24 protein-coding genes are annotated in these 20,270 nt (G+C 72.2%); 8 read left to right on the forward strand and 16 right to left on the reverse strand.

Annotation, left to right across the window (positions count from 1 at the left end; translation table 11 throughout):
* The first annotated feature begins 84 nt into the window (after positions 1 to 84).
* Positions 85 to 543, forward strand: a complete 459-nt coding sequence (locus ETD96_RS06170; protein ID WP_205719128.1) for a glycine-rich domain-containing protein — start codon at positions 85 to 87, stop codon at positions 541 to 543.
* Positions 544 to 593: 50 nt separating this feature from the next.
* Positions 594 to 1,421: a phosphotransferase gene (locus ETD96_RS06175; protein ID WP_171068881.1), complete on the forward strand. Its 828-nt coding sequence runs from the start codon at positions 594 to 596 to the stop codon at positions 1,419 to 1,421.
* Positions 1,422 to 1,461: 40 nt separating this feature from the next.
* Here ETD96_RS06175 and ETD96_RS06180 read toward each other — a convergent pair whose 3' ends face one another.
* From ETD96_RS06180 to ETD96_RS06200, 5 genes are read right to left on the reverse strand one after another with little or no spacing between them, the layout of a single operon-like run.
* Entirely contained in the window at positions 1,462 to 2,424 is a 963-nt protein-coding gene (locus ETD96_RS06180; RefSeq protein WP_138635300.1) for an ABC transporter ATP-binding protein, read from the reverse strand.
* Positions 2,424 to 3,398: an ABC transporter ATP-binding protein gene (locus tag ETD96_RS06185; RefSeq protein WP_138635301.1), complete on the reverse strand. Its 975-nt coding sequence runs from the start codon at positions 3,396 to 3,398 to the stop codon at positions 2,424 to 2,426. The genes ETD96_RS06180 and ETD96_RS06185 overlap by 1 nt, the downstream gene beginning before the upstream one ends.
* Positions 3,399 to 3,406: 8 nt before the next feature.
* Positions 3,407 to 4,444 carry an ABC transporter permease gene (locus ETD96_RS06190; RefSeq protein WP_138635302.1) on the reverse strand — a complete coding sequence of 346 codons (1,038 nt, stop codon included), beginning with the start codon at positions 4,442 to 4,444 and terminating at the stop codon, positions 3,407 to 3,409.
* Entirely contained in the window at positions 4,437 to 5,390 is a 954-nt protein-coding gene (locus ETD96_RS06195) for an ABC transporter permease (RefSeq protein WP_138635303.1), read from the reverse strand. The genes ETD96_RS06190 and ETD96_RS06195 overlap by 8 nt, the downstream gene beginning before the upstream one ends.
* A gap of 9 nt (positions 5,391 to 5,399) precedes the next feature.
* Positions 5,400 to 7,007 carry an ABC transporter substrate-binding protein gene (locus tag ETD96_RS06200; RefSeq protein WP_240807295.1) on the reverse strand — a complete coding sequence of 536 codons (1,608 nt, stop codon included), beginning with the start codon at positions 7,005 to 7,007 and terminating at the stop codon, positions 5,400 to 5,402.
* 128 nt (positions 7,008 to 7,135) lie between these two features.
* On the opposite strand from ETD96_RS06200, the gene ETD96_RS06205 reads away from it, so the two are divergent.
* From ETD96_RS06205 to ETD96_RS06210, 3 genes are read left to right on the forward strand one after another with little or no spacing between them, the layout of a single operon-like run.
* The gene (locus ETD96_RS06205; RefSeq protein ID WP_240807297.1) at positions 7,136 to 8,725 is read left to right on the forward strand and encodes an AMP-binding protein; all 1,590 of its coding nucleotides are present in this window, start codon (positions 7,136 to 7,138) and stop codon (positions 8,723 to 8,725) included.
* 35 nt (positions 8,726 to 8,760) lie between these two features.
* Positions 8,761 to 8,937 carry a hypothetical protein gene (locus ETD96_RS44440; RefSeq protein WP_171068882.1) on the forward strand — a complete coding sequence of 59 codons (177 nt, stop codon included), beginning with the start codon at positions 8,761 to 8,763 and terminating at the stop codon, positions 8,935 to 8,937.
* 22 nt (positions 8,938 to 8,959) lie between these two features.
* Positions 8,960 to 9,166: a hypothetical protein gene (locus ETD96_RS06210; protein ID WP_138635304.1), complete on the forward strand. Its 207-nt coding sequence runs from the start codon at positions 8,960 to 8,962 to the stop codon at positions 9,164 to 9,166.
* Positions 9,167 to 9,186: 20 nt separating this feature from the next.
* Here the strand turns inward: ETD96_RS06210 and ETD96_RS06215 are convergent, their stop codons facing one another.
* The 3 genes from ETD96_RS06215 to ETD96_RS47475 are packed head-to-tail and all read right to left on the reverse strand — an operon-like array spanning position 9,187 to position 10,709.
* Positions 9,187 to 10,098: an NADP-dependent oxidoreductase gene (locus tag ETD96_RS06215; protein WP_138635305.1), complete on the reverse strand. Its 912-nt coding sequence runs from the start codon at positions 10,096 to 10,098 to the stop codon at positions 9,187 to 9,189.
* 57 nt (positions 10,099 to 10,155) lie between these two features.
* Entirely contained in the window at positions 10,156 to 10,578 is a 423-nt protein-coding gene (locus ETD96_RS06220) for a nuclear transport factor 2 family protein (RefSeq protein WP_138635306.1), read from the reverse strand.
* On the reverse strand, positions 10,575 to 10,709 hold the full coding sequence (locus ETD96_RS47475) for a hypothetical protein (RefSeq protein ID WP_274704592.1): 135 nt from the start codon (positions 10,707 to 10,709) through the stop codon (positions 10,575 to 10,577). The genes ETD96_RS06220 and ETD96_RS47475 overlap by 4 nt, the downstream gene beginning before the upstream one ends.
* Positions 10,710 to 10,734: 25 nt before the next feature.
* Between ETD96_RS47475 and ETD96_RS06225 the strand changes: the two genes are divergently transcribed.
* Positions 10,735 to 11,331: a TetR/AcrR family transcriptional regulator gene (locus ETD96_RS06225; RefSeq protein WP_171068883.1), complete on the forward strand. Its 597-nt coding sequence runs from the start codon at positions 10,735 to 10,737 to the stop codon at positions 11,329 to 11,331.
* A 3-nt stretch (positions 11,332 to 11,334) separates the two neighbouring features.
* Here ETD96_RS06225 and ETD96_RS06230 read toward each other — a convergent pair whose 3' ends face one another.
* Entirely contained in the window at positions 11,335 to 12,168 is an 834-nt protein-coding gene (locus tag ETD96_RS06230) for an alpha/beta fold hydrolase (RefSeq protein WP_138635308.1), read from the reverse strand.
* Positions 12,169 to 12,217: 49 nt separating this feature from the next.
* Between ETD96_RS06230 and ETD96_RS06235 the strand changes: the two genes are divergently transcribed.
* Positions 12,218 to 12,655, forward strand: a complete 438-nt coding sequence (locus ETD96_RS06235; protein WP_171068884.1) for a MarR family winged helix-turn-helix transcriptional regulator — start codon at positions 12,218 to 12,220, stop codon at positions 12,653 to 12,655.
* On the opposite strand, the gene ETD96_RS06240 is transcribed toward ETD96_RS06235, so the two are convergent.
* From ETD96_RS06240 to ETD96_RS06255, 4 genes are read right to left on the reverse strand one after another with little or no spacing between them, the layout of a single operon-like run.
* A complete protein-coding gene (locus ETD96_RS06240; RefSeq protein ID WP_138635310.1) occupies positions 12,652 to 13,440 on the reverse strand; it encodes an SDR family NAD(P)-dependent oxidoreductase in 789 nt (262 codons plus the stop codon). The genes ETD96_RS06235 and ETD96_RS06240 overlap by 4 nt on opposite strands.
* Positions 13,437 to 14,237: an SDR family NAD(P)-dependent oxidoreductase gene (locus ETD96_RS06245; RefSeq protein ID WP_138635311.1), complete on the reverse strand. Its 801-nt coding sequence runs from the start codon at positions 14,235 to 14,237 to the stop codon at positions 13,437 to 13,439. The genes ETD96_RS06240 and ETD96_RS06245 overlap by 4 nt, the downstream gene beginning before the upstream one ends.
* Entirely contained in the window at positions 14,234 to 14,473 is a 240-nt protein-coding gene (locus ETD96_RS06250) for a ferredoxin (protein ID WP_138635312.1), read from the reverse strand. The genes ETD96_RS06245 and ETD96_RS06250 overlap by 4 nt, the downstream gene beginning before the upstream one ends.
* The gene (locus ETD96_RS06255) at positions 14,470 to 15,636 is read right to left on the reverse strand and encodes a 3-ketosteroid-9-alpha-monooxygenase, oxygenase component (RefSeq protein WP_138635313.1); all 1,167 of its coding nucleotides are present in this window, start codon (positions 15,634 to 15,636) and stop codon (positions 14,470 to 14,472) included. The genes ETD96_RS06250 and ETD96_RS06255 overlap by 4 nt, the downstream gene beginning before the upstream one ends.
* A gap of 146 nt (positions 15,637 to 15,782) precedes the next feature.
* On the opposite strand from ETD96_RS06255, the gene hsaA reads away from it, so the two are divergent.
* Positions 15,783 to 16,949 carry a 3-hydroxy-9,10-secoandrosta-1,3,5(10)-triene-9,17-dione monooxygenase oxygenase subunit gene (gene hsaA, locus ETD96_RS06260; RefSeq protein WP_138635314.1) on the forward strand — a complete coding sequence of 389 codons (1,167 nt, stop codon included), beginning with the start codon at positions 15,783 to 15,785 and terminating at the stop codon, positions 16,947 to 16,949.
* Positions 16,950 to 17,006: 57 nt separating this feature from the next.
* On the opposite strand, the gene ETD96_RS06265 is transcribed toward hsaA, so the two are convergent.
* The 3 genes from ETD96_RS06265 to ETD96_RS06275 form a co-directional block, all read right to left on the reverse strand.
* On the reverse strand, positions 17,007 to 17,960 hold the full coding sequence (locus ETD96_RS06265; RefSeq protein ID WP_205719129.1) for a ferritin family protein: 954 nt from the start codon (positions 17,958 to 17,960) through the stop codon (positions 17,007 to 17,009).
* 189 nt (positions 17,961 to 18,149) lie between these two features.
* Positions 18,150 to 19,301 (reverse strand): alpha/beta hydrolase family protein, encoded by a 1,152-nt coding sequence (locus tag ETD96_RS06270; protein WP_240807299.1) that lies wholly within the window; start codon positions 19,299 to 19,301, stop codon positions 18,150 to 18,152.
* Between the two features lie 5 nt (positions 19,302 to 19,306).
* A partial coding sequence (locus tag ETD96_RS06275; protein ID WP_138635316.1) for an FAD-binding protein occupies positions 19,307 to 20,270 on the reverse strand: 964 nt, incomplete at its 5' end.

Raw genomic sequence — 20,270 nt, forward strand, 5'->3', positions numbered from 1 at the left:
GCTTTCTAGCGTCCTTGCCATGAGCTTCGGCGCACCGGACGGCCGGAGAGTCACCGTCCGCCGGTCGCAGATGAGGAGAAGGCCATGTCCGTCATGACCGCGCGTCCAGGTCCGGCTGCCACCGACCCCAAGAGACTGATCAGCGCCGACCTGTTCGGTCGGCTGGTGACCCGCATCGTCCGCGAAGAGCACGTCAGCACCGAGGAGGCCGAGCGGGTTCTGCACCAGGCGTTGGCCTTCTTGATGGCGTGCGCTCTCAATCCCGGCGCCGGGCTGGCCCCGTCCAAGTCCGTGGACGTCGGATGGCACGCCTTCGTCCTCCACACCCGCGAGTACGCCGACTTCTGCCACCGCGTCGCGGGCCGATTCATCCACCACACGCCCGACGACCGGAGCGAGACCGGCAGTGGAGGAGCCTCCATCAGGGCTACCGTGGCCGCCATGGAACAGGCTGGGCTGCACGTCGACCCCGACCTGTGGGAGACGGCCGGTGACTGCAGCCAGTGTTACCAGGGCTGCCACGACTCCCCGAAGGCGGGATGAGTGTGGGGAACCCTCAGTGGGAGGGGCTTCCCGGTGGGGTGCGGGCGGCCGTGGAGGAGCGGTTCGGGACGGTGCTCAAGGCTGAGGTCGCGGAGCGCGGGATCATGCCGGGGGTGGCTGCGAGGCTTCATGTGGAGGGCGCCGGCAGTGTCTTCCTCAAGGGGATTGCGGCCGACGAGCCCGCCGCTCGTCTCTATGCGCGTGAGCAGGCGGCGAACCTCGCGCTCGCGTCGGCCGTTCCGGCCCCTCGGATGCTGTGGTGTGCCGATGTCGGGCGTTGGATCCTGCTGGTGTTCGAGTTCATCGGCGGCGCGCGGAGCGCTGATCTGGCGCCCGGGTCTCCGGATCTGCCCAACGTGATCGATGCCCTGTCGCGACTCGGAGGGCCGGGCGGGGAACTGCCCTGCGTCTCGGTCAACCTGGATGTTCTGCGGAAGACGGCGGCTGCTCTGTTGGGCGAGAACCTGTGCGGGCGACGGCGGGGCATGTACGCGGAGGCTCTTGAAGGGTTGTCCGTGGAGTCACTGCAGGGGGAGACCCTGCTGCACTATGACCTGCACAGCGGGAACCTGCTCATCGCCGGTCAGGGGATTTATGTCATCGACTGGTCGTTCGCATGTCGGGGGCAGGCTTGGATCGATGCCGCGCTGCTCGTCCCCCGGCTGATCGAGGCTGGACACAGCCCCGCCCAGGCGGAAGCGCTTGTCGCCGCACACCCTGCTTGGAGGGCGGCTCCAGCTGATGCGGTCACTGGGCTGGGAGCGCTGTGGACGATGTTCCGCGAGTACAAGGCCATGCACGGGCCGGAGGAAGCACGCGGCTTTCGCGCTAAAGCGGCGCAGGCGGGTCGTGCCTGGGTCGTCTACCGGATGGCGTGACGGAGGGCGGGGACGCGCGAAGGTCGATGCGGGGGTGTCGTTAGACCAGGTGGCAGGCCACGTGGTGGCCGTCGGCGGTTTGGCGTAGTTTCGGTTCTTCCTCGGCGCAGCGGTCGGTGGCGAGGGGGCAGCGGGTGCGGAAGCGGCAGCCGGTCGGCGGGGCGATCGGGGACGGTAGTTCCGACTGCTCCTGCTCCGCCGCGTCCTGTGGGGCGTCCGGTACCGAGGCGAGGAGCAGTCGCGTGTAGGGGTGCAGCGCCGACCCGGCCAGCGCGCCGGACGGGACGACCTCGCAGACCTTCCCCAGGTACATCACCATGATCCGGTCGCTGACGTTCTTCACCACGGCGAGGTCGTGCGCGATGAAGATCATGCTGAGGCCGAGCCGCTCCCGCGTCGCCTCCAGCAGGTTGAGGATCTGCGCCTGCACCGACACGTCCAGGCTGGACACCGGCTCGTCGCAGATCAGCACCTGCGGGTCGAGCAGCAGCGCGCGGGCGATGCAGACGCGCTGGCACTGCCCGCCGGACAGCTCGTGCGGGCGGCGGTCCCAGACGGTCGCCGGGTCGAGGCCGACCGCCTCCAGCGCCGCCTCGATCGCGGCCCGGTCCGGCTTGCCGCCCCACACCACGGGCCCCTCGGCGACGAGGTCGGCGACCTTGCGGCGCGGGTTCAGCGCGGCGACCGGGTTCTGCAGGATCATCTGCATCCGGCGGCGGCGCTCGCGCAGCGCGGCGCGGCCGAGGCCGGTCAGCTCGGTGCCGTTCAGCTTCACCGAGCCGGCGGTGGGCGGCGGGAGCTGCATCACGGCGCGGCCCGCGCTGGACTTGCCGCAGCCCGACTCGCCGAGGATGCCGAGCGTCTCGCCGTCCAGCAGGTCGAAGCTGATGCCGGAGACGGCGTGCACGGTCCGGCCGCGTCCCGCCGGGAACTCGACGACGAGGTCCTCGACGGACAGGACGCGCTCGCCGTCGCGCAGGTGGGTGGTTCCGGTGCCGGCCATCAGGCGCCTCCGATGCTGACGGGGTGGTGGCAGGCGACGGCGTGGCCGCCGTCCGCGACGAGGTCGGGGGCCGTGTCGCAGGCCGCCGTCGCGTACCGGCAGCGGGGCGCGAACCGGCAGCCGGGCGGCGGCGCCGCCATGTTCGGCGGGGCGCCGTCGATCGCCTGGAGCGGGGAGTGCGGCGGGTCGGCGAGGCGCGGCACGGACGCCAGCAGCGCCTCGGTGTAGGGGTGGCGGGGGCCGCCGAACAGCGCCTCGGCCGGGGCCAGCTCCGCGAGCCGTCCCGCGTACATCACCGCGACCCGGTCGGCGCGCCCGGCGACGACCGCGAGGTTGTGGCTGATCAGCACGATCGCCGTGCCGAGCTCGGCCTGGAGCCGGCCGAGCAGGTCGAGGATCTGCTTCTGCACGGTGACGTCCAGCGCGGTCGTCGGCTCGTCCGCGATCAGCAGCGACGGCTCGCCGGCCAGCGCGACCGCGATCACGACGCGCTGCCGCATGCCGCCGGACAGCTCGTGCGGGTACTGGCCGAGGCGGCGGCGCGGCTCGGGGATGCCGACCAGCCGCAGCAGCTCCTCGGCCCGGTCGCGCGCGGCGGCGCGGGACAGGCCCCGCATGCCCTCGGTGAGGTGCCGGCCGACCTTCTTGACGGGGTTGAGCGCGGTCGACGGGTCCTGGAAGACCATCCCGACCTCCGACCTCCACAGCCGCCGGCGCCCGGCGGCCGAGAGCGCGTGCACGTCCTTGCCGGCGAGCACGACCTTGCCCGACACCGTCATCGTCGGGCCGGAGGTGTAGAGGCCCATGACGGTCCGGCCGAGCACCGACTTGCCGGAGCCCGACTCGCCGACGATGCCGAACATCTCTCCGGGGCGGACGGTGAAGGACACGCCGTCCACCGCCTTGAGCGGGCCCCGGGCGGTGCGGATCTCGGTGCGCAGGTCCTCGACCGTGAGAAGGGGGCTGTCGTTCATAACCGCTCCTAGAGCTTCGCCTGGCGGGGGTCCCAGCGCTTGCGGGCCTTCTCGCCGATGAGGTTGAACGCGAAGACGGTCAGGAAGAGCGTGATGCCGGGCACCAGCACGATGTGCGGGTACCGGGTGAAGGCGTCGTTCTCCTCGCCCTCGGCGATCATGTTGCCCCAGGACGGCGCGGGCGGCTGGACGCCGAGGCCGAGGAAGCTCAGCGACGCCTCGGCGACGATCAGCACCGACACCATCACCATGCCGTAGGACGCGAGCGGCAGCAGCACGTTCGGCAGCAGCTCCCGCGTCATGATCCGCCACCGGGAGGCGCCGATCGCCTCCGCCGCCGTGACGAACTCGCGCTGCGCGAACGCCAGCGTGCTCGCCCGCGCCATCCGGATCATGCTGGGGATCGCCAGCAGCGACAGCGCGACGGAGATGTTGCGCAGGTTCGGCTCCAGCACGGTGCCGAGCGCGATGAGCAGGATCAGCGGCGGCACGGCGAGCAGCGCGTTCGTCAGCACCCCGACGCCCGCGTCGGTGGCGCGCCCGAAGTAGCCGGCGACGATCCCGACCGTCCCGCCGACGACGATGCCGATCGCGACCGCGCCGAGCGACACCACGAGCGACGACCGCGCCCCGTACACGACGCGGGACAGCTGGTCGAGGCCGAAGTTGTTGGTGCCGAGCGGGTGCGAGGTGGACAGGTCGGGGACGGCCATGCCGGGCGTCCCGAGCGTCTTGACGATGTCCTGGTGCTCGCCGAGCGGCAGCGCCGGCGCCAGGACCGCCGCCCCGACCAGCAGGACGAGCCACACCGCGCACAGCCAGAACATGAGGTCGAAGGAGGCGCCGAACAGGTCCCGCCCGGCCGCGTTCAGGCCGGCGTAGGCGGCGGCGAGGCCCGCGACGACCGCGGCGGCCTGCGTCCAGCCGTCGCCCGCGAGGACCGTCACCGACAGCCCGAACACGGCGAGCCCTGCGGCGGCCAGGGCCCCGCCCCACCAGCGGCCCGCCGGCCGCGACGCGGCCGGCGCTACGGAGATGTCAGACATGTGCCCGCCTGATTCGTGGGTCGAGCCGGCCGTAGGACAGATCGATCAGCGCGTTCACCAGCACGTAGATCAGCGCGATCACGAGCACCGCGCCCTGCACCATCGGCACGTCGCCGGCGTCCGCCGCGCCGATGATCAGCGTGCCCATGCCGGGCAGCGCGAACAGGTACTCCACGATCACCGTGCTGCCGATGAGCCGGCCCAGGCTGATCCCCATCAGCGTGATCAGCGAGAACGACGAGGGGCGCAGCGCGTCCCTGACCAGCACGTGGACCGGCGTCATCCCCTTCGCCTTCGCCGACAGGATGAAGTCCTCCTGCAGCGTCGTGATGAGGTCGCCGCGCAGCACGCGGGTGAACGTCGCCGTCTCCATCAGCGCGATCGTCAGCGCCGGGAGGAACGCGTGGTAGAGGTTGTCGCCGATCCCGTCGCCGAGCCGCGCCCACTCCAGCCGGGGGAACCAGCCGAGCCGCTCGGCGAACAGCGCGATCAGCAGCATGCCGGCGAGGAAGCTCGGCACCGACAGGATCCCGAACGTCCCGGCGCTGACGATCCGGTCGACCAGGCCGCCGGCCCGGTACGCCGACCACATCGCCAGCGGCACCGCCAGCAGCAGCGCCATCAGCATCGCGAGGACCGCCAGCTCGGCGCTCACCGGCAGCGCCGCCGCGACCCGGTCGGCGACCTCGCCGTTCGGCGGGACGAACGAGGTGCCGAGGTCGCCGGTCAGCGCGTCCCCGAGCCACGTCCCGTACCGGACGGGCAGCGGGTCGGTCAGCCCCATCGCCTCCCGCTGCGCCGCGTACTCCGCCGCCGTGTGGCCCTCGCCGAGCACCACCACCGCGGGGTCGCCCGGCATCAGGTCCACCAGCGCGAACGTGCCCATGCTCACGATCAGCAGGACCAGCACCAGCTCGACGAGCCGCCGCACAAGATCACGCGCCATCTCGTCCCCCTAGCCCTTCGCGAGCCATGCGTCGTCCAGCAGGACCATGCTGTTGACGGTGCCGACGACGCCGTGGACGTCGTCCGTCCAGGCGACGAGTTCGGGTTGCGGGCCGAACACCAGCGCGGGGACGTCCTCGTTCCACTGCTCCTGGACGCGGCCCATGACGGCGCGCTGGTCCTCCAGCGACGCGGCGCCCCGCAGTTCCTCGATCAGCGCGGACATCTTCGGCGTCGTCGGCATCCCGACCGTGAGGTTGCCCTTGCCGTGCAGCGTCGCGTACATGCGGCCGAACGGGCCCGCCTCGCGCCAGCTGATGCCCCAGCCGGACACGTCGTAGCCCTTGCGGACCGACACCTTCGTGATCTGGTCGGCGATCGAGCGGACCAGGTCGAGTTCGACGTCGAAGCCGACGTTCTCCAGCATCGCCTTGGCGGCGAGGGCCGTCGTGCGGGACGCGGGGTCCTGCGCGTCCAGCCAGGTGACCTTGCCGTCGTAGCCGTCGGCCTTCGCCTGCTTGAGCAGCTCCCGGGCCTTGTCCGGGTCGTAGGGGAGCGGCTTGACGCCGGTGTGCCAGACCGAGAACTCGGGGAAGAGCGCGTTGCTCGCGAGGCCCGTCCCCGGATAGGCGCGCCGGTAGATGACCTCGGGCTGCATCGCGTAGTGCATGGCCTTGCGGACGCGCGGGTCGGCGCCCGGATGCCCGGGGGTCGCGTTGATGACGGCGACGTTGCCGAGCGCGACCATGCTCAGGTAGCCGTGCTTGCCGTCCTTCAGCGCCTTCTGGACGACGACCGGGTCCCGCAGGAACGCCGACTGGATCCGCTCGGTGTTCAGAGTGTCGAGCGCGGCGTTCGGGTCGTCGACGTAGACCATCCGGACGCGGTCCAGGTGCGGCTTGCCGTCCCAGTAGCCGGCCCGCGCCTTCAGGACGGTCTCTTCCTTCGGCTTGTAGCTCTCGAACGTGAACGCGCCCGCGCCGACCGGGGTGAACTTCCCCTTCGCGTCGGACGACTTCGCGACGATCATCCCGGGCCCGGTGGTGAGCATGAACGGGAACGTCGGCCACTTGTGGGCGAGCTTGAACACCACGGTCAGGTCGTCGGGGGTCTCGACGGCCGTGACGTTGTTCTTCCAGAGCGCCGCTTCGTCGGCGCCCTTCTTGACGTAGCGCTCGATGCTCCACTTGACGGCCTGCGCGTCCAGCGGCGTCCCGTCGCTGAACGTGACACCGTCGCGGAGGCTGAGCGTGAACTCGGTGGCGTCGCCGTTCGCCTTCAGGTCCTTGGCGAGTTGCGGGTGGAGTTCGCCGGTCTTGCCGTCCCAGCGCATGAGCACGTCGTAGATGGCGGCCATCTCGACGCCGCCCGTCGATCCCGCGACGATCGTCTCGGCGGGGTCGAGCAGCCCGGCCTCGGCGTAGGCCGCGAACGTCATCGTGCCGCCCTCGGCGGGCCGCCCGCCCCCGGCGTCGCCGATCATGCCGACCCTGTACTCGGCGGGCTTCCCGGCGCCGGCGTCCCGGCCCTCGCCGCCGCTCTGCCACGCGCACGCCGACGCCATCACCGCGACGGCGAGGAGCCCGGCGGCGCGGCGGCTCTTCCCGGAAGTCTTCACGGTCCTCCTGCTGCCTTTATGTCGGGCCGGAACGACATAAACAGGGCAGTCCGCATCGGGTGCACCCCCGGTCCCGCTGAGTGGGATCTGGATCACAGTCGGTGCCCGCGGTGGCCACCGTGGTCGGCGTGGAACAGGAGAAGACCGCCGTCCTGGGCGACGACCGCCCGGGCCGCGAGACCGCGTTCGCGGAGCTGGTCGCGGCCCGCGCCGGCGACGACCGCACGGCCCTGGCCTTCGAGGACGCGTCCTGGACGTGGCGTGAGGTCGTCGCCGAGTCCCGGCGCCGCGCGGGGCTCGTCCGCGGGCTGCGCGGCCACGCCGGGCTGTTCCTGGAGAACGGCCCCGAGCACCTGTTCTGGCTGCTCGGCCTGGCGCTCGCCGGGATCCCGGTCGTCGAGCTGAACCCGACCCGCCGGGGCGCCGAACTGGCCCGCGACATCGCGCACACCGACTGCGGGCTGCTGGTCACCGAGACGTCCCGCGCGCCACTGCTGGACGGCCTCGCCGACATTCGGACGCTCACCGTCGACACCCCCGGCTACCGCGACGCCCTGGCCGCCGCCGAGCCCGCGCCGCCCGTCACCGTCTCCCCGGAGACGATCTTCTCGCTGGTCTTCACCTCCGGCACGACCTCGGCGCCCAAGGCCGTCATCTGCTCGCAGGGCAGGCTCGGCCGGATCGCCGTCCAGCAGCGCGACCGCCGCGCGCTCACCCGCGACGACGTCTTCTACGTCGTCATGCCGATGTTCCACTCGAACGCCCTGATGGCCGGGATCGCGCCCGCCGTCGCGACGGGCGGCCGCATCGTGCTGCGCCGCAAGTTCTCCGCCTCGGGCTTCCTGCCGGACGTCCGCCGCCACGGCGTCACGTTCTTCAACTACGTCGGCAAGCCCCTCAACTACATCCTGGCCACCCCGGAGCGGCCGGACGACGCCGACAACCCGCTGCGCATCGCGTTCGGCAACGAGGCGAACGAGCGCGACATCGCCGAGTTCGCGCGCCGCTTCGGCTGCAGGGTCATCGACTCCTACGGGTCCAGCGAGGGCGAGATCCGGCTGAACCGCGTCCCGGGCACGCCCCGGGGCTCGCTGGGCGTCGCCGAGGCCGGGACCCTCGTCATCGACCCGGACACGCTCCAGGAATGCCCGCGCGCCAAGTTCGACGAGAACGGCACGCTGCTCAACGCCGCGGAGGCCATCGGCGAGATCGTCGACACCAACGGCGCCGGCAAGTTCGAGGGCTACTACAACAACCCGGAGGCGACGGCGCGGCGCGTCCGCAACGGCTGGACCTGGTCGGGCGACCTCGCCTACCGCGACGAGGACGGCTACTGGTACTTCGCCGGCCGCGACGACGAATGGCTGCGCGTGGACGGCGAGAACTTCGCCGCCGCCCCCGTCGAACGCCTCCTGGCCCGCTACGAGCCCTTCACCGACGTCGCCGTCTACGCCGTCCCGGACGCGCACGTGGGCGACCAGGTGATGGCCGCCGTGACGCTCGCCGAGGGCCGCACCTTCGACCCCGCGTCCTTCACCGCCTTCCTGGCGGCCCAACCGGACCTGGGCACGAAGTGGACGCCCCGCTACATCCGCCTCGTGGACGCCCTGCCCCGCACCCCCACCAACAAGGTCATCAAACGCACCCTCCGCGACGCGGCCTGGAACACCCCCGACCCCGTCTACGAGTACCGCGACGGCACCTACGAACTGACCTGAGAGGCCCCTCCCGTCCGGCGAGCATCCGCTCGCCCTTGTGGAAGCGGCGGTTCGCGGGGGAGGTCGCGGCGGTGCGGCGCGTCGGCGGCGTCCACACCGTGCAGGTGGTGGACGCCCGCGCCGACGCCGATCCGCCCTGGCTCGTCACCGGGCACGGCGCGTTCTCCGCCCGGCGGTCGCGGGACTCGGCGCCGGCCTGGCCGAGGGCCTGAGGGCGATCCACGAGCCCGATCGATGCCCTCGGCTACCGCGTCGTCAACGAGGACCCCGACCTGGACGGAGTTCCTCGACCGCTGCTCCGCGCTCGTCCAGGACGAGGACGCCACGCTGCCGGAGCCCGTCGGCTCGCTTGAGAACACGCGGCGCCGCGAGGTGGCCGCCTACCGCGACCTGGAGGCGTCCGGCCGGTTCGGCATGACCCGTGTCGAGGACGACGGCTGACCACGGACCTGTGCCGCCGGTCAGGTCAGCAGGACGACCTTGCCGCGGCCGTGGCCGGTGGCGACCTCGCGGTGCGCGTCGGCGGCACGCTCCAGCGGGAAGGACGCCCGCACGTGGATGCACAGGCGGCCCTCGTCGTAGAAGCGCGCGGCCTCGGCGATGCGGAGCACCGACCGCTTCGTGGGCGGGATCGTCCGCACGCCGAGGTCGGCGGCGCGCGCGTGGTCGACCAGCGTGAAGATGCGGGTCCGGTCCTTGACCAGGTCGAGCGACACGTCCAGGGCATCGCCGCCGGCGCCGTCCAGGGCGGCGTCCGCGCCGTCCGGCGCCAGGGCGCGCACGCGCTCCTCCAGCCCGTCCCCGTAGGTGACGGGGATCGCGCCGAGCGAGCGGAGGTAGTCGTGGTTGGCCTCGCGGGCGGTCCCGATGACCGTCGCGCCGGCGATGCGGGCGAGCTGGACGGCGACCGTCCCGACACCGCCCGCCGCAGCGTGGACGAGCAGGGTGTCGCCCTCCCCGATCGCCATCTCCTCCAGCGCGATGTGCGGAGTCATGACGGCGGCCGGGAAGCCGCCCGCCACGTCCCACGGCATGCTCGCGGGCTTGGCCGTCACCGCGTCGGCCGGGACGACGACGTACTCGGCGTAGGCGGTGAGACGGCAGAAGCCCAGCACCTCCTCGCCCGGCCGGACGGTGGCGACGCCCGCGCCCACCTCGTCCACCACGCCCGCGAACTCGTTGCCGGGGACGCGCGGAAAGCCCTCCGGCGTCCCGGGCGGCGTCCATCCCTCCCGGATGGCCAGGTCGTAGGGCTGCACCCCGGCGGCCCGCACCCGGACCCGCACCTCGCCCGGTCCCGGCTCGGGCGCCGGCAGCTCCAGCGGCCTCAGCACGTCCGGCCCGCCCGGCTCGTCGAATCCCATCGCCTTCATGACGTCCCCCTTCATCAGTGATCAGGGACGACGCTAAGACCTCAACCGATCTTGAGGTCAAGCCGTGCGGGAGCGGAGCAGTCGCGGCCAGCAGGACGGGCGGCGGATACCGGTGAGCAGGACGGGAAGCGGATCGGAGTAGGAGGCGCGGGCCCGGATCGTCCCGTCGGCGAGCGCGAACCGGTCGCAGACCCGAAAACGGACGGGCTTTCGCCCGAGGGTCGCGGCGCAGTCCGACTCGATGAACACGGTGCCGCCCTGCACCGCGCTGGTCCGGACGGTCAGGTCCATGTCGGGGAACAGGGCGAACAGCCGCCGGAACATGCGCTCGACCTCGGCGAGCCCGTGCGCGTCGGGGAACATCGGCTGGGTGAAGACCGCCTCGCCGTGGATGAGCGGCCGGAAATGGCCGAGGAACGCGTCCGGCTTGGGCAGCGCCCAGCCCTCGGCGAAGACGGCGGGGAACTCGTCCGGCGTCATCGGGCCGCCCTTCGCGAGAGGAAGCCGGCGAGCAGTCCGGTGAGCCGCTCGGGCCGGTCGTGCGGGACGAACGTGCCGGAGCCCGCGACCGTCTCCAGCTCTTCATGACTGACAGTCGAAAACTGACTCATGGTCGAAGACTGTAATCTGGTCGGCATGTCCGTCAAGAGCCGCCGTGCCGAATACAGGGAACTCACCCGGGGCGCGGTGCTCCAGGCCGCGCGGGAGCTGTTCACCGAGCGGGGCTTCGCGACCGCCACGATCGACGACGTCGCCGAGGCGGCGCGCGTCGGCAAGGGGTCGGTGTACTACCACTTCACCGACAAGGCCCACCTGTTCGAGGCGGTGTTCACCGAGGGCCAGCACCGGCTGGTGGAGGCGGTCGCCGCGGCGGCGGCCCGGCACGACACCCCGTGGGAGCGGCTCATGGCCGCCCTGGACGCCTACATGGACGGGACGGTCGCCGATGCCGCGCACCGCTCCCTGCTGCAGCAGGCCCCGGCGGCGCTGGGCGTCGAACGGTGCCGGGAGCTCGACGCGGAACTGGGGCTGTCCGCCGTCCGCGCGCTCCTGAAGGATCTGGCGGCGGCCGGCGAACTCGCGGTCGACGCGATCGACATGCTCACGCGCCTGCTGTTCAGCGCGCTGTGCGAGGCGGCCATGACCGCCGGGGCCGCCCCCGACCCGGCCCGGGCCCGGGACGAGGCGGCCGGCGTGCTCCGAGCGATCATGGCCGGGCTGCGGCGGGGCTGACCCTCACTCCGGCCCGCCGGCGAAGGCGGCGATGAGCGCCCACACCTGGTCCGGCTGCTCCTCCTGGGCGAAATGGCCCGCGTCCTCGATGATCGCGGTCGTCAGGTTCTCGATTCCGGCCTTGCGGAAGCCGGCCGCGTAGCCCGGCATGGCGCCGTGCTCGCCGTCGCCTCGCAGGTAGAGGACGGGTGTCGTGGTCGGCTCGGTGAGCGCGGCGTTGTCCCCGGCGTCCTTTGCGAAGGCCCGGTAGAGGTCGAAACCGGCCGTCAGCGCGGTGTCGCTCTCGTAGGCGGCGACGTGGGCGGCGCGCGACTCGGGGGTGATCCTGGACGGGTCCACCGACAGCACGTCGTAGAAGTAGTCGAAGTACTCGGCCTGCCGCCCGCGCACGAGGGTCTCGGGCAGGGAGGGGACCGAGTTCAGCCCGAAGTGCCAGATGTACGGGTTCCGCAGGACGTCGCTCCACGGGTCGACCCCGGGGATCACCGTGTTCATGATGACCGCGCGGGCCACGGGATACCGGCGCAGGTACGCGTAGGCGACCATTCCCCCGGCGTCGTGCCCGACCAGTGTGAGATCGGTCAGGGACAGTTGCTCGACCAGGGCGTGCACCACGGACGCCAGCCCCGCCTTCGACCCGTCCGCGCCGCCCGTCGAGCCGCCGATGCCGGGCAGGTCGAGGGCGATGACGCGCGCGTCGGGCGGGGCGGCGTCCATCAGGGGCTTCCACGTCCGCCACGACTCGGGCCAGCCGTGCAGGAACAGGTAGGGCCGCCCGGACGGGTCTCCCGACTCCTCGACATGCAGCGACCGGCCGTCCACCGAGATAATAGACATGATTCATGTCTATCAGAGCACATGCATCATGTCGAATATGATGGACGCCGTGGACGGCCCTCGCTACGAACGTGGAACCGGGTTCCTGCTGGCCCGCGTGGGGTCGCTCACGGCCCGCTCATGGACGGCCTTCCTGGCCGCCCATGACCTGACGCAAGGCCAGTACGCGGTCCTCTTCACCCTCGACGAACGCGGCTCGACGGGCCAGCGGCGACTCGCCGAACTCGTCGCCGTGGACGCGCGCAACATCGTCGCCGTCCTCGACCCGCTGTCCCGCAGGCGCCTCATCGAGCGCCGGACCGACGCCACCGACCGCCGGCGCCGCCTCATCGCGCTCACCGAGGAGGGGACGGCCCTCGTCCGGGACCTCGCGAGCAGAGCGGCCCAGGAGCAGGAGGACTTCCTGGAACCCCTGGGCCGCGATGACCGCCTGCAGCTGAACCGGCTGCTCAAACGCCTCTACGAGGCGCACGTCGAAGGTGGTTAGGACGGGTCGGGCAGCATCCGCTTCATCGCCTCGTGGGCGCCGAGGACCTTGCGGTCGCGGGGGAAGCCCGCCCGCTTCCGCGCCGCCTCGTAGTTGCCGCCCGCGACCCAGACCGGGCCGTCCTTCAGGTGCTCCAGGCCCTCGCGGGCGATGTCGTCGGGCTCGGCGACGTTCAGGCCCGGCATGTCCATGTTGAGGCCGGCGCGTTCCATCGCCGGGGTGCGGGTCACGCCGAGGACGAGCTCCAGGACGTCCACCCCGTGCTCGCGCATCTCCAGCCACAGGCCCTCGGCGAAGACGCGGCCGAACGCCTTGACGGCGGAGTAGATGCTGATCTGCGCCTGCCCCATGTACCCGGCGAGGGAGCCGACGAGCAGCAGGCCGCCGCGGCCCCGCTCCTTCATCAGGGCGCCGAAGTGGTGGGTGAACGCGAGCTGCGCGGTGATGTTCAGGTCGATGACGCCCTGGAAGCGCTCCAGGTCGCCGGTGACGAACTCGTGGCCGTAGCTGTTCGCGCCCGCGTTGAAGATCATCAGGCCGACGTCCAGGCCGTCGGTGACCTCGCGGACCTTCTTCAGCGGGTCGGGGGAGATCAGGTCCAGCTCCACCGTGCGGACCTCCACCCCCTTCGCCCGGACCGCGGCGGCGGTCTCCGCCAGCGGGCCCGGCTTGCGGGCGATCAGCACGAGGTTCAGGCCCGCGTCGGCGAGGCGGTGTGCGAACGCGGCGCCGACCCCCTCCGAGCCGCCGGCGATGACGGCCCACGGGCCATAGGTGTCGATCATTGCTCTCCGTCCAGGTCCGGGGTCCAGGCGACGCCGTTGACGTGCGCGCCGCCGTCCGCGAACAGGGTGTTGCCGGTCAGGTAGCGGGCGTCCTCGGACGCGAGGAACACCGCCACCGGCGCGATGTCGGTCTCCGGGTCGCCGAGGCGGCCCATCGGGTTGGCGCGGTCGGCCGCGGCCTCGATCTCCGGGTGCTCGGACGCCATCCGCCGGAACGCCGCGCTCTTGGCGCCCGGGCAGATCGCGTTGACGACGACGCCCGTCGGCGCCCACTCGCGGGCGGCGGTGCGCGTCAGCGTCCGGAGGGCCTCCTTGGCCGAGTTGTACTCCAGGGTCCCCATGTGGGCGTTGACCCCGTTCAGCGAGCACATGTTGATGACGCGCCCCCACCCGCGCGCCTTCATGTGGGGGAACGCGGCCTGCATCGCCCACAGCGGGCCGTAGTAGCCCATCGCGAAGCCGCGGGCGAGCTGCTCGTCGGTCTTGGTCTCGACGCGGCTCACCGTGCCGGCGCCCCAGGCGTTGTTGACCAGGACGTCGACCGAGCCCCACGCCTCGACGGCCGCCGCGACCATGCCGTGGACCTGCGCCTTGTCGGTCACGTCCGTCCGGACGAACCGCGCCTCGGCGCCGAACTCCGCGGCCAGTTCGCGCGCCACCGCCGCGCCGCTGCCGGCGTTCAGCTCCGCCACCAGGACGCGGGCGCCCTCGGCGGCGAAGCGGCGCGCCACGCCGCGTCCGATGCCGTCGCCCGCGCCCGTCACGACCGCGACGCGGCCGGCCAGCCGTCCGGTCACTCGACCACCTGGACGGCGCCGGTCAGCGCCGCCTCCTGGATCGCCGAGCGCAGCGCCGGGCAGGTCTCGTGCGGGTCCTCGGCGAGGTTCACGCACGCGGCCCGCGCGGCGGCGTTCCACTGGATGCTCGTCTGCTCCCAGCTCGACTTGCGCACCAGCACCTCCGCGGCGCAGCGGCGGCAGGAGACGGGCACCAGCGGGCCGTCCAGGAGGCGCTCGTCCTGGCGTGTCGTCACGCCGAGGCCCCCTCGGCGTCCAGGCGCGCGAGGTTCTCCTCGACCTCCTTCTTCCACGACTCCACCGGACGGGTCGTGTCGATCTCGAACTCGAACCGGTCGGTCATCTCCGGCTTGACGTCGGCGACGTCCACGTAGAACTGCTCGTACCAGCGGCGCAGCTGGTAGACGGGGCCGTCCTCCTCGCACAGCAGCGGGTTGTCGATGCGGGTCTTGTTCTTCCAGATCTCGACGTCCTGCTGGAAGCCGATCAGGATGAACTCCGACAGCTTCTGCGCGGTCGCCTCGGCCGCCTCCGGCGGGAGGGCGTCGCTGTGCTGGACGATGATCCCCGAGTGCAGCGAGAACGAGTTCTCGTCGATCGGGTAGTGGCAGTTGATCAGGACCGAGTTCAGGTCGTACCCCTCGTAGTGGTACGTCAGCTCGTCGATCATGAAGGAGGGGCCGTGGTAGGACGCCACGGAGGTGTTGCCGAGCATCCGCGGCCCGCCGCCGCCGGAGCCCTCGCGCCTGCGGCGGGAGTCCTCCCGGGTCACGCCCTTCATGATCTGCGTGGCGGTCTGGCCCTCGAAGATGTTCTTGAAGTACGTCGGGAACGACTGGTGGATGTAGAAGAAGTGGGCCATGTCGACCACGTTGTCGATGACCTCGCGGGCGTTGGTGTGGACCACCTGCTCCGTCCAGCGCCAGTCGGTCCAGTCGTCGCGGGTCGCGCCCTCGATCACCGGGATCGTGACGTCCGCCGGGGGCTGGTTGCCCTCCGGGTCGTTCCAGACGAACAGCAGCTTGTCCTGCTCCATCGTCGGCCACGCGGCGGTGCGGGCGCGCAGCGGGACGCGGCGCGAGTACGGGATCTTCTTGCAGCGCCCGTCGCCGCCCCAGCGCCAGTCGTGGAAGGGGCAGGCGATCTCGTTGCCCTTGACGGTGCCCTGGGACAGGTCGCCGCCCATGTGCCGGCAGTAGCCGTCCAGGACGTTGGTCTTCCCGTCCTCACCGGTGAACACGACGAGCTTCTGGCCGAACGCGTGGACCGTGTGGGGCTTGCCGTCCTTGAAGGTCTCGGCCAGCCCGAGGCAGTGCCATCCCCGGGCGAAACGGCGGGAGATCGCCTCCGCCTCGATGGCGCGGACGGCGTCCGACTCGGTTGCGGTCACGTGGATCATCCCTTCGGCGATGGCTGGGTAAATCGAACGTTAGGTCGCAGGTCACCGTCCCGGCCGGTGAGTCCCGGTGGCCGGGACGCCCGCCCTCGCGGCGGCACGGCAGCATGGTCTCCTGCAGAAGCCGTATCAGGAAGACGGGAGCAGGGATGAGCAACGAGGTCCTGGACGCCGTGCGCGAGCTGCTGCCGGGCATCGCCGAGCGGGCCCGGTCCGTGGACGAGAAGGGGGGCATCCCCGCCGAGACGATCCGCGAGCTGACCGCCGCCGGGGTGTTCCGGATGCTGCAGCCCGCCCGGTACGGCGGCGCCGAGGGCGACCCGGTGGCCTTCTACGAGGTGGTCCGGGAGATCTCCGGCGCGTGCGGGTCGACCGGCTGGGTCGCCGCGATCCTCGGCGTCCACTCCTGGCACCTCGGCCTGTTCGCCGACGAGGCGCAGCGCGAGGTGTGGGGGGCCGGGCCCGACACCCTCGTCTCCTCGTCCTACGCGCCGATCGGCCGGCTCACCCCGGTCGACGGCGGCTACGAGCTGACCGGCCGCTGGTCGTTCTCGTCCGGCGTCGAGTTCGTCTCGTGGGCGCTGCTCGGCGCGCTCGTCGTCGGCGCGGAGGGCCGCCCGGTCGACTTCATGACGGTGCTCGTCCCGAAGCAGGACTACGAGATCCGCGAGGTCTGGGACTCGATGGGCCTGCGCGGCACCGCCAGCGACGACATCGTGGTGGAGCGGGCGTTCGTGCCGTCCCACCGGGCCATGCGCAACTTCGAGCAGGCGCAGCTGCGCAACCCGGGCCGCAAGGTCAACACCGGCCCGCTGTACCGGATGCCGTTCGGGACGATCTTCACCAGCACCGTCGCGGCCAGCGTGATCGGCATGGCGGCCGGCTGCCACGACCACTACGTGGCGAGGATGCGCGACCGTATCCGGCTCAGCCTCGGCGGCGGCCGCTTCGTCGAGGACCCGCATGCCCAGGTCGCGGTCGCGCGCGCCGCGTCGGAGATCGACGCCGCGATCCTGCAGACCGACCGGAACGTCCGGGAGATCCACGAGTACGCGGCCCGCAACGAGAAGATCCCGATGGAGCTGCGGCTGCGCGCCCGCCGCGACCAGGTCCGCGGCACCGAGCGCGCGATCGAGGCGATCGACATCCTGTTCAAGACCGCCGGCGGCAACTCGCTGCACCGCGGCAACGTCATCGAGCGCGCCTGGCGGGACGCCCACGCCGGCAGCGTCCACGTGGCCAACGACGTCGAGCACGCCCTGTCCATGTGGGGCCGCGGCGTCTTCGGCCTCAAGGTCGAGGACAACCTGGTCTAGATCCGGCGCACGCCACCGGTGGCGGCGTGCGCCGGACGCCCGTTAGGGAGAGGCGGGTCAGGAGCCGCCGCGCCGGTCGTGCAGGTGCCGGAGCGCCCGCTTGAACGCCCGCGCGTGCGCGGCCTCGTCCCCGGCGATCTCCGTGAAGAGCCGCGCGGCCTTCCGGTCGCCCTCGGCCCGCGCGGTGCGGGCGAAGCCCGGATACATCTTCGTGGCCTCGTAGGTCTCCCCGGCGATGCTCCGGCGCAGGTTGTCCGCGGTGTTGTGGACGAACCCGGCGAGTACGGCCTCGCCGGCGAAGTGCTCGGTCAGCTCCACCGCGGCGGCGCGCTGGAACAGCCGGGCCAGCTTCGGGTTGCGGGCCTTCGCGTGCTCGGCGTACAGGGTGTACTTCGCGTTCGCGAACGCCTCGCCGCGCATCGCGGTCTCCAGGTTGCGCAGCGTCCGCTTCGACCGGACCTTCGGCCGGCCCGCGACGACCCGGACGGGGTCGGCCTTCTGCCCGGCGGGGATGTGCCCGCCGTGGTGCGTGATCGCGTTGAGCGCCTTCGCGAAATCGCGGGCGTGCCGCCGCTCGTCGCCGGCGATCTCGGTGAACAGGCGGGCCGCGTCGTGGTCCCCGTCCGCCCGCGCCTCGCGGGCGAAGCGCGGGTACATGCGCGTCGCCTCCTCCCGCTCGCCCTTGATGCTCTCGCGCAGGTTCGCCGCGTCACCGTGGACGAAGTGGATGAGGCGCGCCTCCTTGGTGAAGTGGTCGTGGAGTTCGGTACGCGCGGCGTCGGTGAACAGGCGGCGCGGCTCGCCCAGATGCTCGTGACCGGCCTGTCCGGCGTAGAAGTGGTAGCTCGCGTGCGCCATGGCCTCACCGTGCATCGCGGTGAGCGTGTTCTGCCGGGTCTTGGGGTGGTTCTCCGCGGCGGACGCCACTTCCGGCGGGAGCGCCGTCCCGATCAGTACCGCCGCCGCGCAGGCGACGCCGGCGCAGGTCCGGGTGAGCCCCGATGTGGTCATGCTCGGTCCTCCTCGATCGTGTGCGCGACGGCAGACCACCGCATACACAGTGAATGCGTTCGACCACATTGTGTTACCGGTGCCGGTCGCCCGCGCTACCCGAGGAGGATCGGGATTCGGTCAAACCGCCGTGAGGGCGCGCATCATGCGCGCCCTCACATGCTGCTTCCGTCTGGATGCCCGTGCTGGTCAGCAGGTGGTGGGCGGGGTTTCGCCGTTCTGGACGGACTTGGCGAACCGCAGGGCCGCGTCGAAGGACGCCGGGATGGCGCCCCGGTGGTCGGCTCCCTCGAACGGCCGGTAGGCGATGCTCCCGTAGCGCTTGCAGAGGTCGCCGACGATGTTCTGCGTCGCGGCGGGGGAGACCTCGCGGTCGGCGGTGCCCTGGACGACCAGCGTCGGGACCTTGATGGTCAGGCCGAGCGCCTCCTGCGAGTCGTAGTACCGCTCGAAACGCGTGAGGTCGGCGTCCGGGCGGAACACGTTGTCCAGCGCCAGGTTCTTGCTGAGCTGCTTGAGCTGGAGCAGGCACGCGTCCGTGCGGCCGGCCTTGGCGACGGCGGCGGCGTCGCCGGTCAGCAGGTCCTCGGGGACGAACGCCGGGTCGGCCGCGTTCGCCCCGTTCAGCAGGACGAACAGGAACGGCAGCGCGATCTCGGCGCCGGGGTACTGCGCCTTGACGTACTGCGCGGTCTGGCTCATCAGGGAGCCCGGCGCGATCGCCACAGCGCCCTTCAGCCGCACGTCGCGGGGCTTCTGCGCGGCCGCCGCCGTGTAGAGCGTCGCCTGGCCGCCCTGGCTGTGCCCGGCCACGTACCAGTCGCGTCCGATGCGGTGGTCGGCCTTGCGGGCGGCCCGGACGATGTCGGTGACGGTGTTGGCCTCGCTGGCGCCGTGCATGTACGGGTGCCCGCCGGGCGTGCCGAGGCCCTCGTAGTCGGTCTGGACGACCGCGAACCCGTTCGCGACCCACTTGTCCAGGTACTGCTCGGTGACCGACAGGTAGTCGTGCGCCGGGCCGTCCGCGGTGTCGGCGGACGGCGCGCACCGGTCGGCGGTGCCGGTGGTGCCGTGCGCCCAGCTCAGCACCGGCCAGCCGCCGGGCGGCGGGGTGCCCTTCGGCACGGCGACCGTGCCCGACACCGTGATCGGCTTCCCGCCCACGCCCTCGGAGACGTAGGTGACGAAGCGGTTCGCGGACGCGCTCGGCAGCGCCGCGGCGTTCGCCAGCGGGCGGCTGCTCAGCAGCTTGCCGCGCTGTGCGGGCGCCGCCTGCGCGGGGACGGCGGCGATCCCGGCCGCCGCCGCGCAGGTGACGGCCGCGACCGCGACCCTTCCCATGATCTTCACGTGTGGTCCCTCCTGATGTGCTGGACGGCGCGGTAGGCGAACGCCATGGCCGACCCGATCGGAACGCCCGGCCCCGGGTAGACGGGGCCGGTGAACGAGGCACTGGTGTTGCCGGCGGCGTAGAGGCCGGGGATGGGGCGGCCCTCGCCGTCCAGGACGCGGGCGTCGGCGTCGGTGCGCAGCCCGCCCTTCGTCCCGAGGTCGCTCAGCACGACCTCCGCCGCGAAGTACGGGGCCTGGTCGACGGCGACGACGCACGGCCTCCCGCCGGAGAAGTACAGGTCGTAGGGGTCCTCGCCGCGGTGGAAGTCGTCGTCGGCGCCCTGGGCGGCGAAGCCGTTGAAGCGCTCGACGGTCGCGGTCAGCGCGTCGGCGGGCAGGCCGGTCTTCGCGGCGAGGTCGCCGATCGAGCCGGCCTGGACCCAGCGGCCGGACGCCACCTGCTCGTCGGCCGCCAGCGGCGGGACGGAGATCGCGGGCAGCCCGTCCGACCGTGCGTCGAAGATCAGGTGGAACGGTCCTTCGGCGGCGGCCATCTTCCGGCCCATCTGGTCGTAGGGGAGCGACTCGTTGGCGAAGCGGCGGCCCGAGCCGTCCACGATCAGCCCGCCCCGGAACCCGAGCGTGAACGCGGGCCGCCCGTCGGCGGTGAGCAGGCCGGGGCAGAACCACGCCTGGTCGAGCAGGCCGGTGGCCGCGCCGATCCGCACGGCCGCCTCGATCGCGTCGCCGGTGTTCGCGCCGTCCGGGGCCATCGTCCAGCCGGCGCCGCCCGGCACGCCGCGCGCCGCCCGCAGGTCGGCGGACGCCTCGAACCCGCCCGCCGCCAGCAGCACGCCCCGCGCGGCGCGGATCCTCCGGCCGCCCGCCTCGACGCCCGCGACCCGGCCGTCCTCGACGATCAGGCCGGTCAGCGGGGTCTCGGTCAGGACGGACCCGTTCCCGGTCGCGCTGATCGGG

The organism is Actinomadura geliboluensis (assembly GCF_005889745.1).
GTDB lineage: Bacteria > Actinomycetota > Actinomycetes > Streptosporangiales > Streptosporangiaceae > Spirillospora > Spirillospora geliboluensis.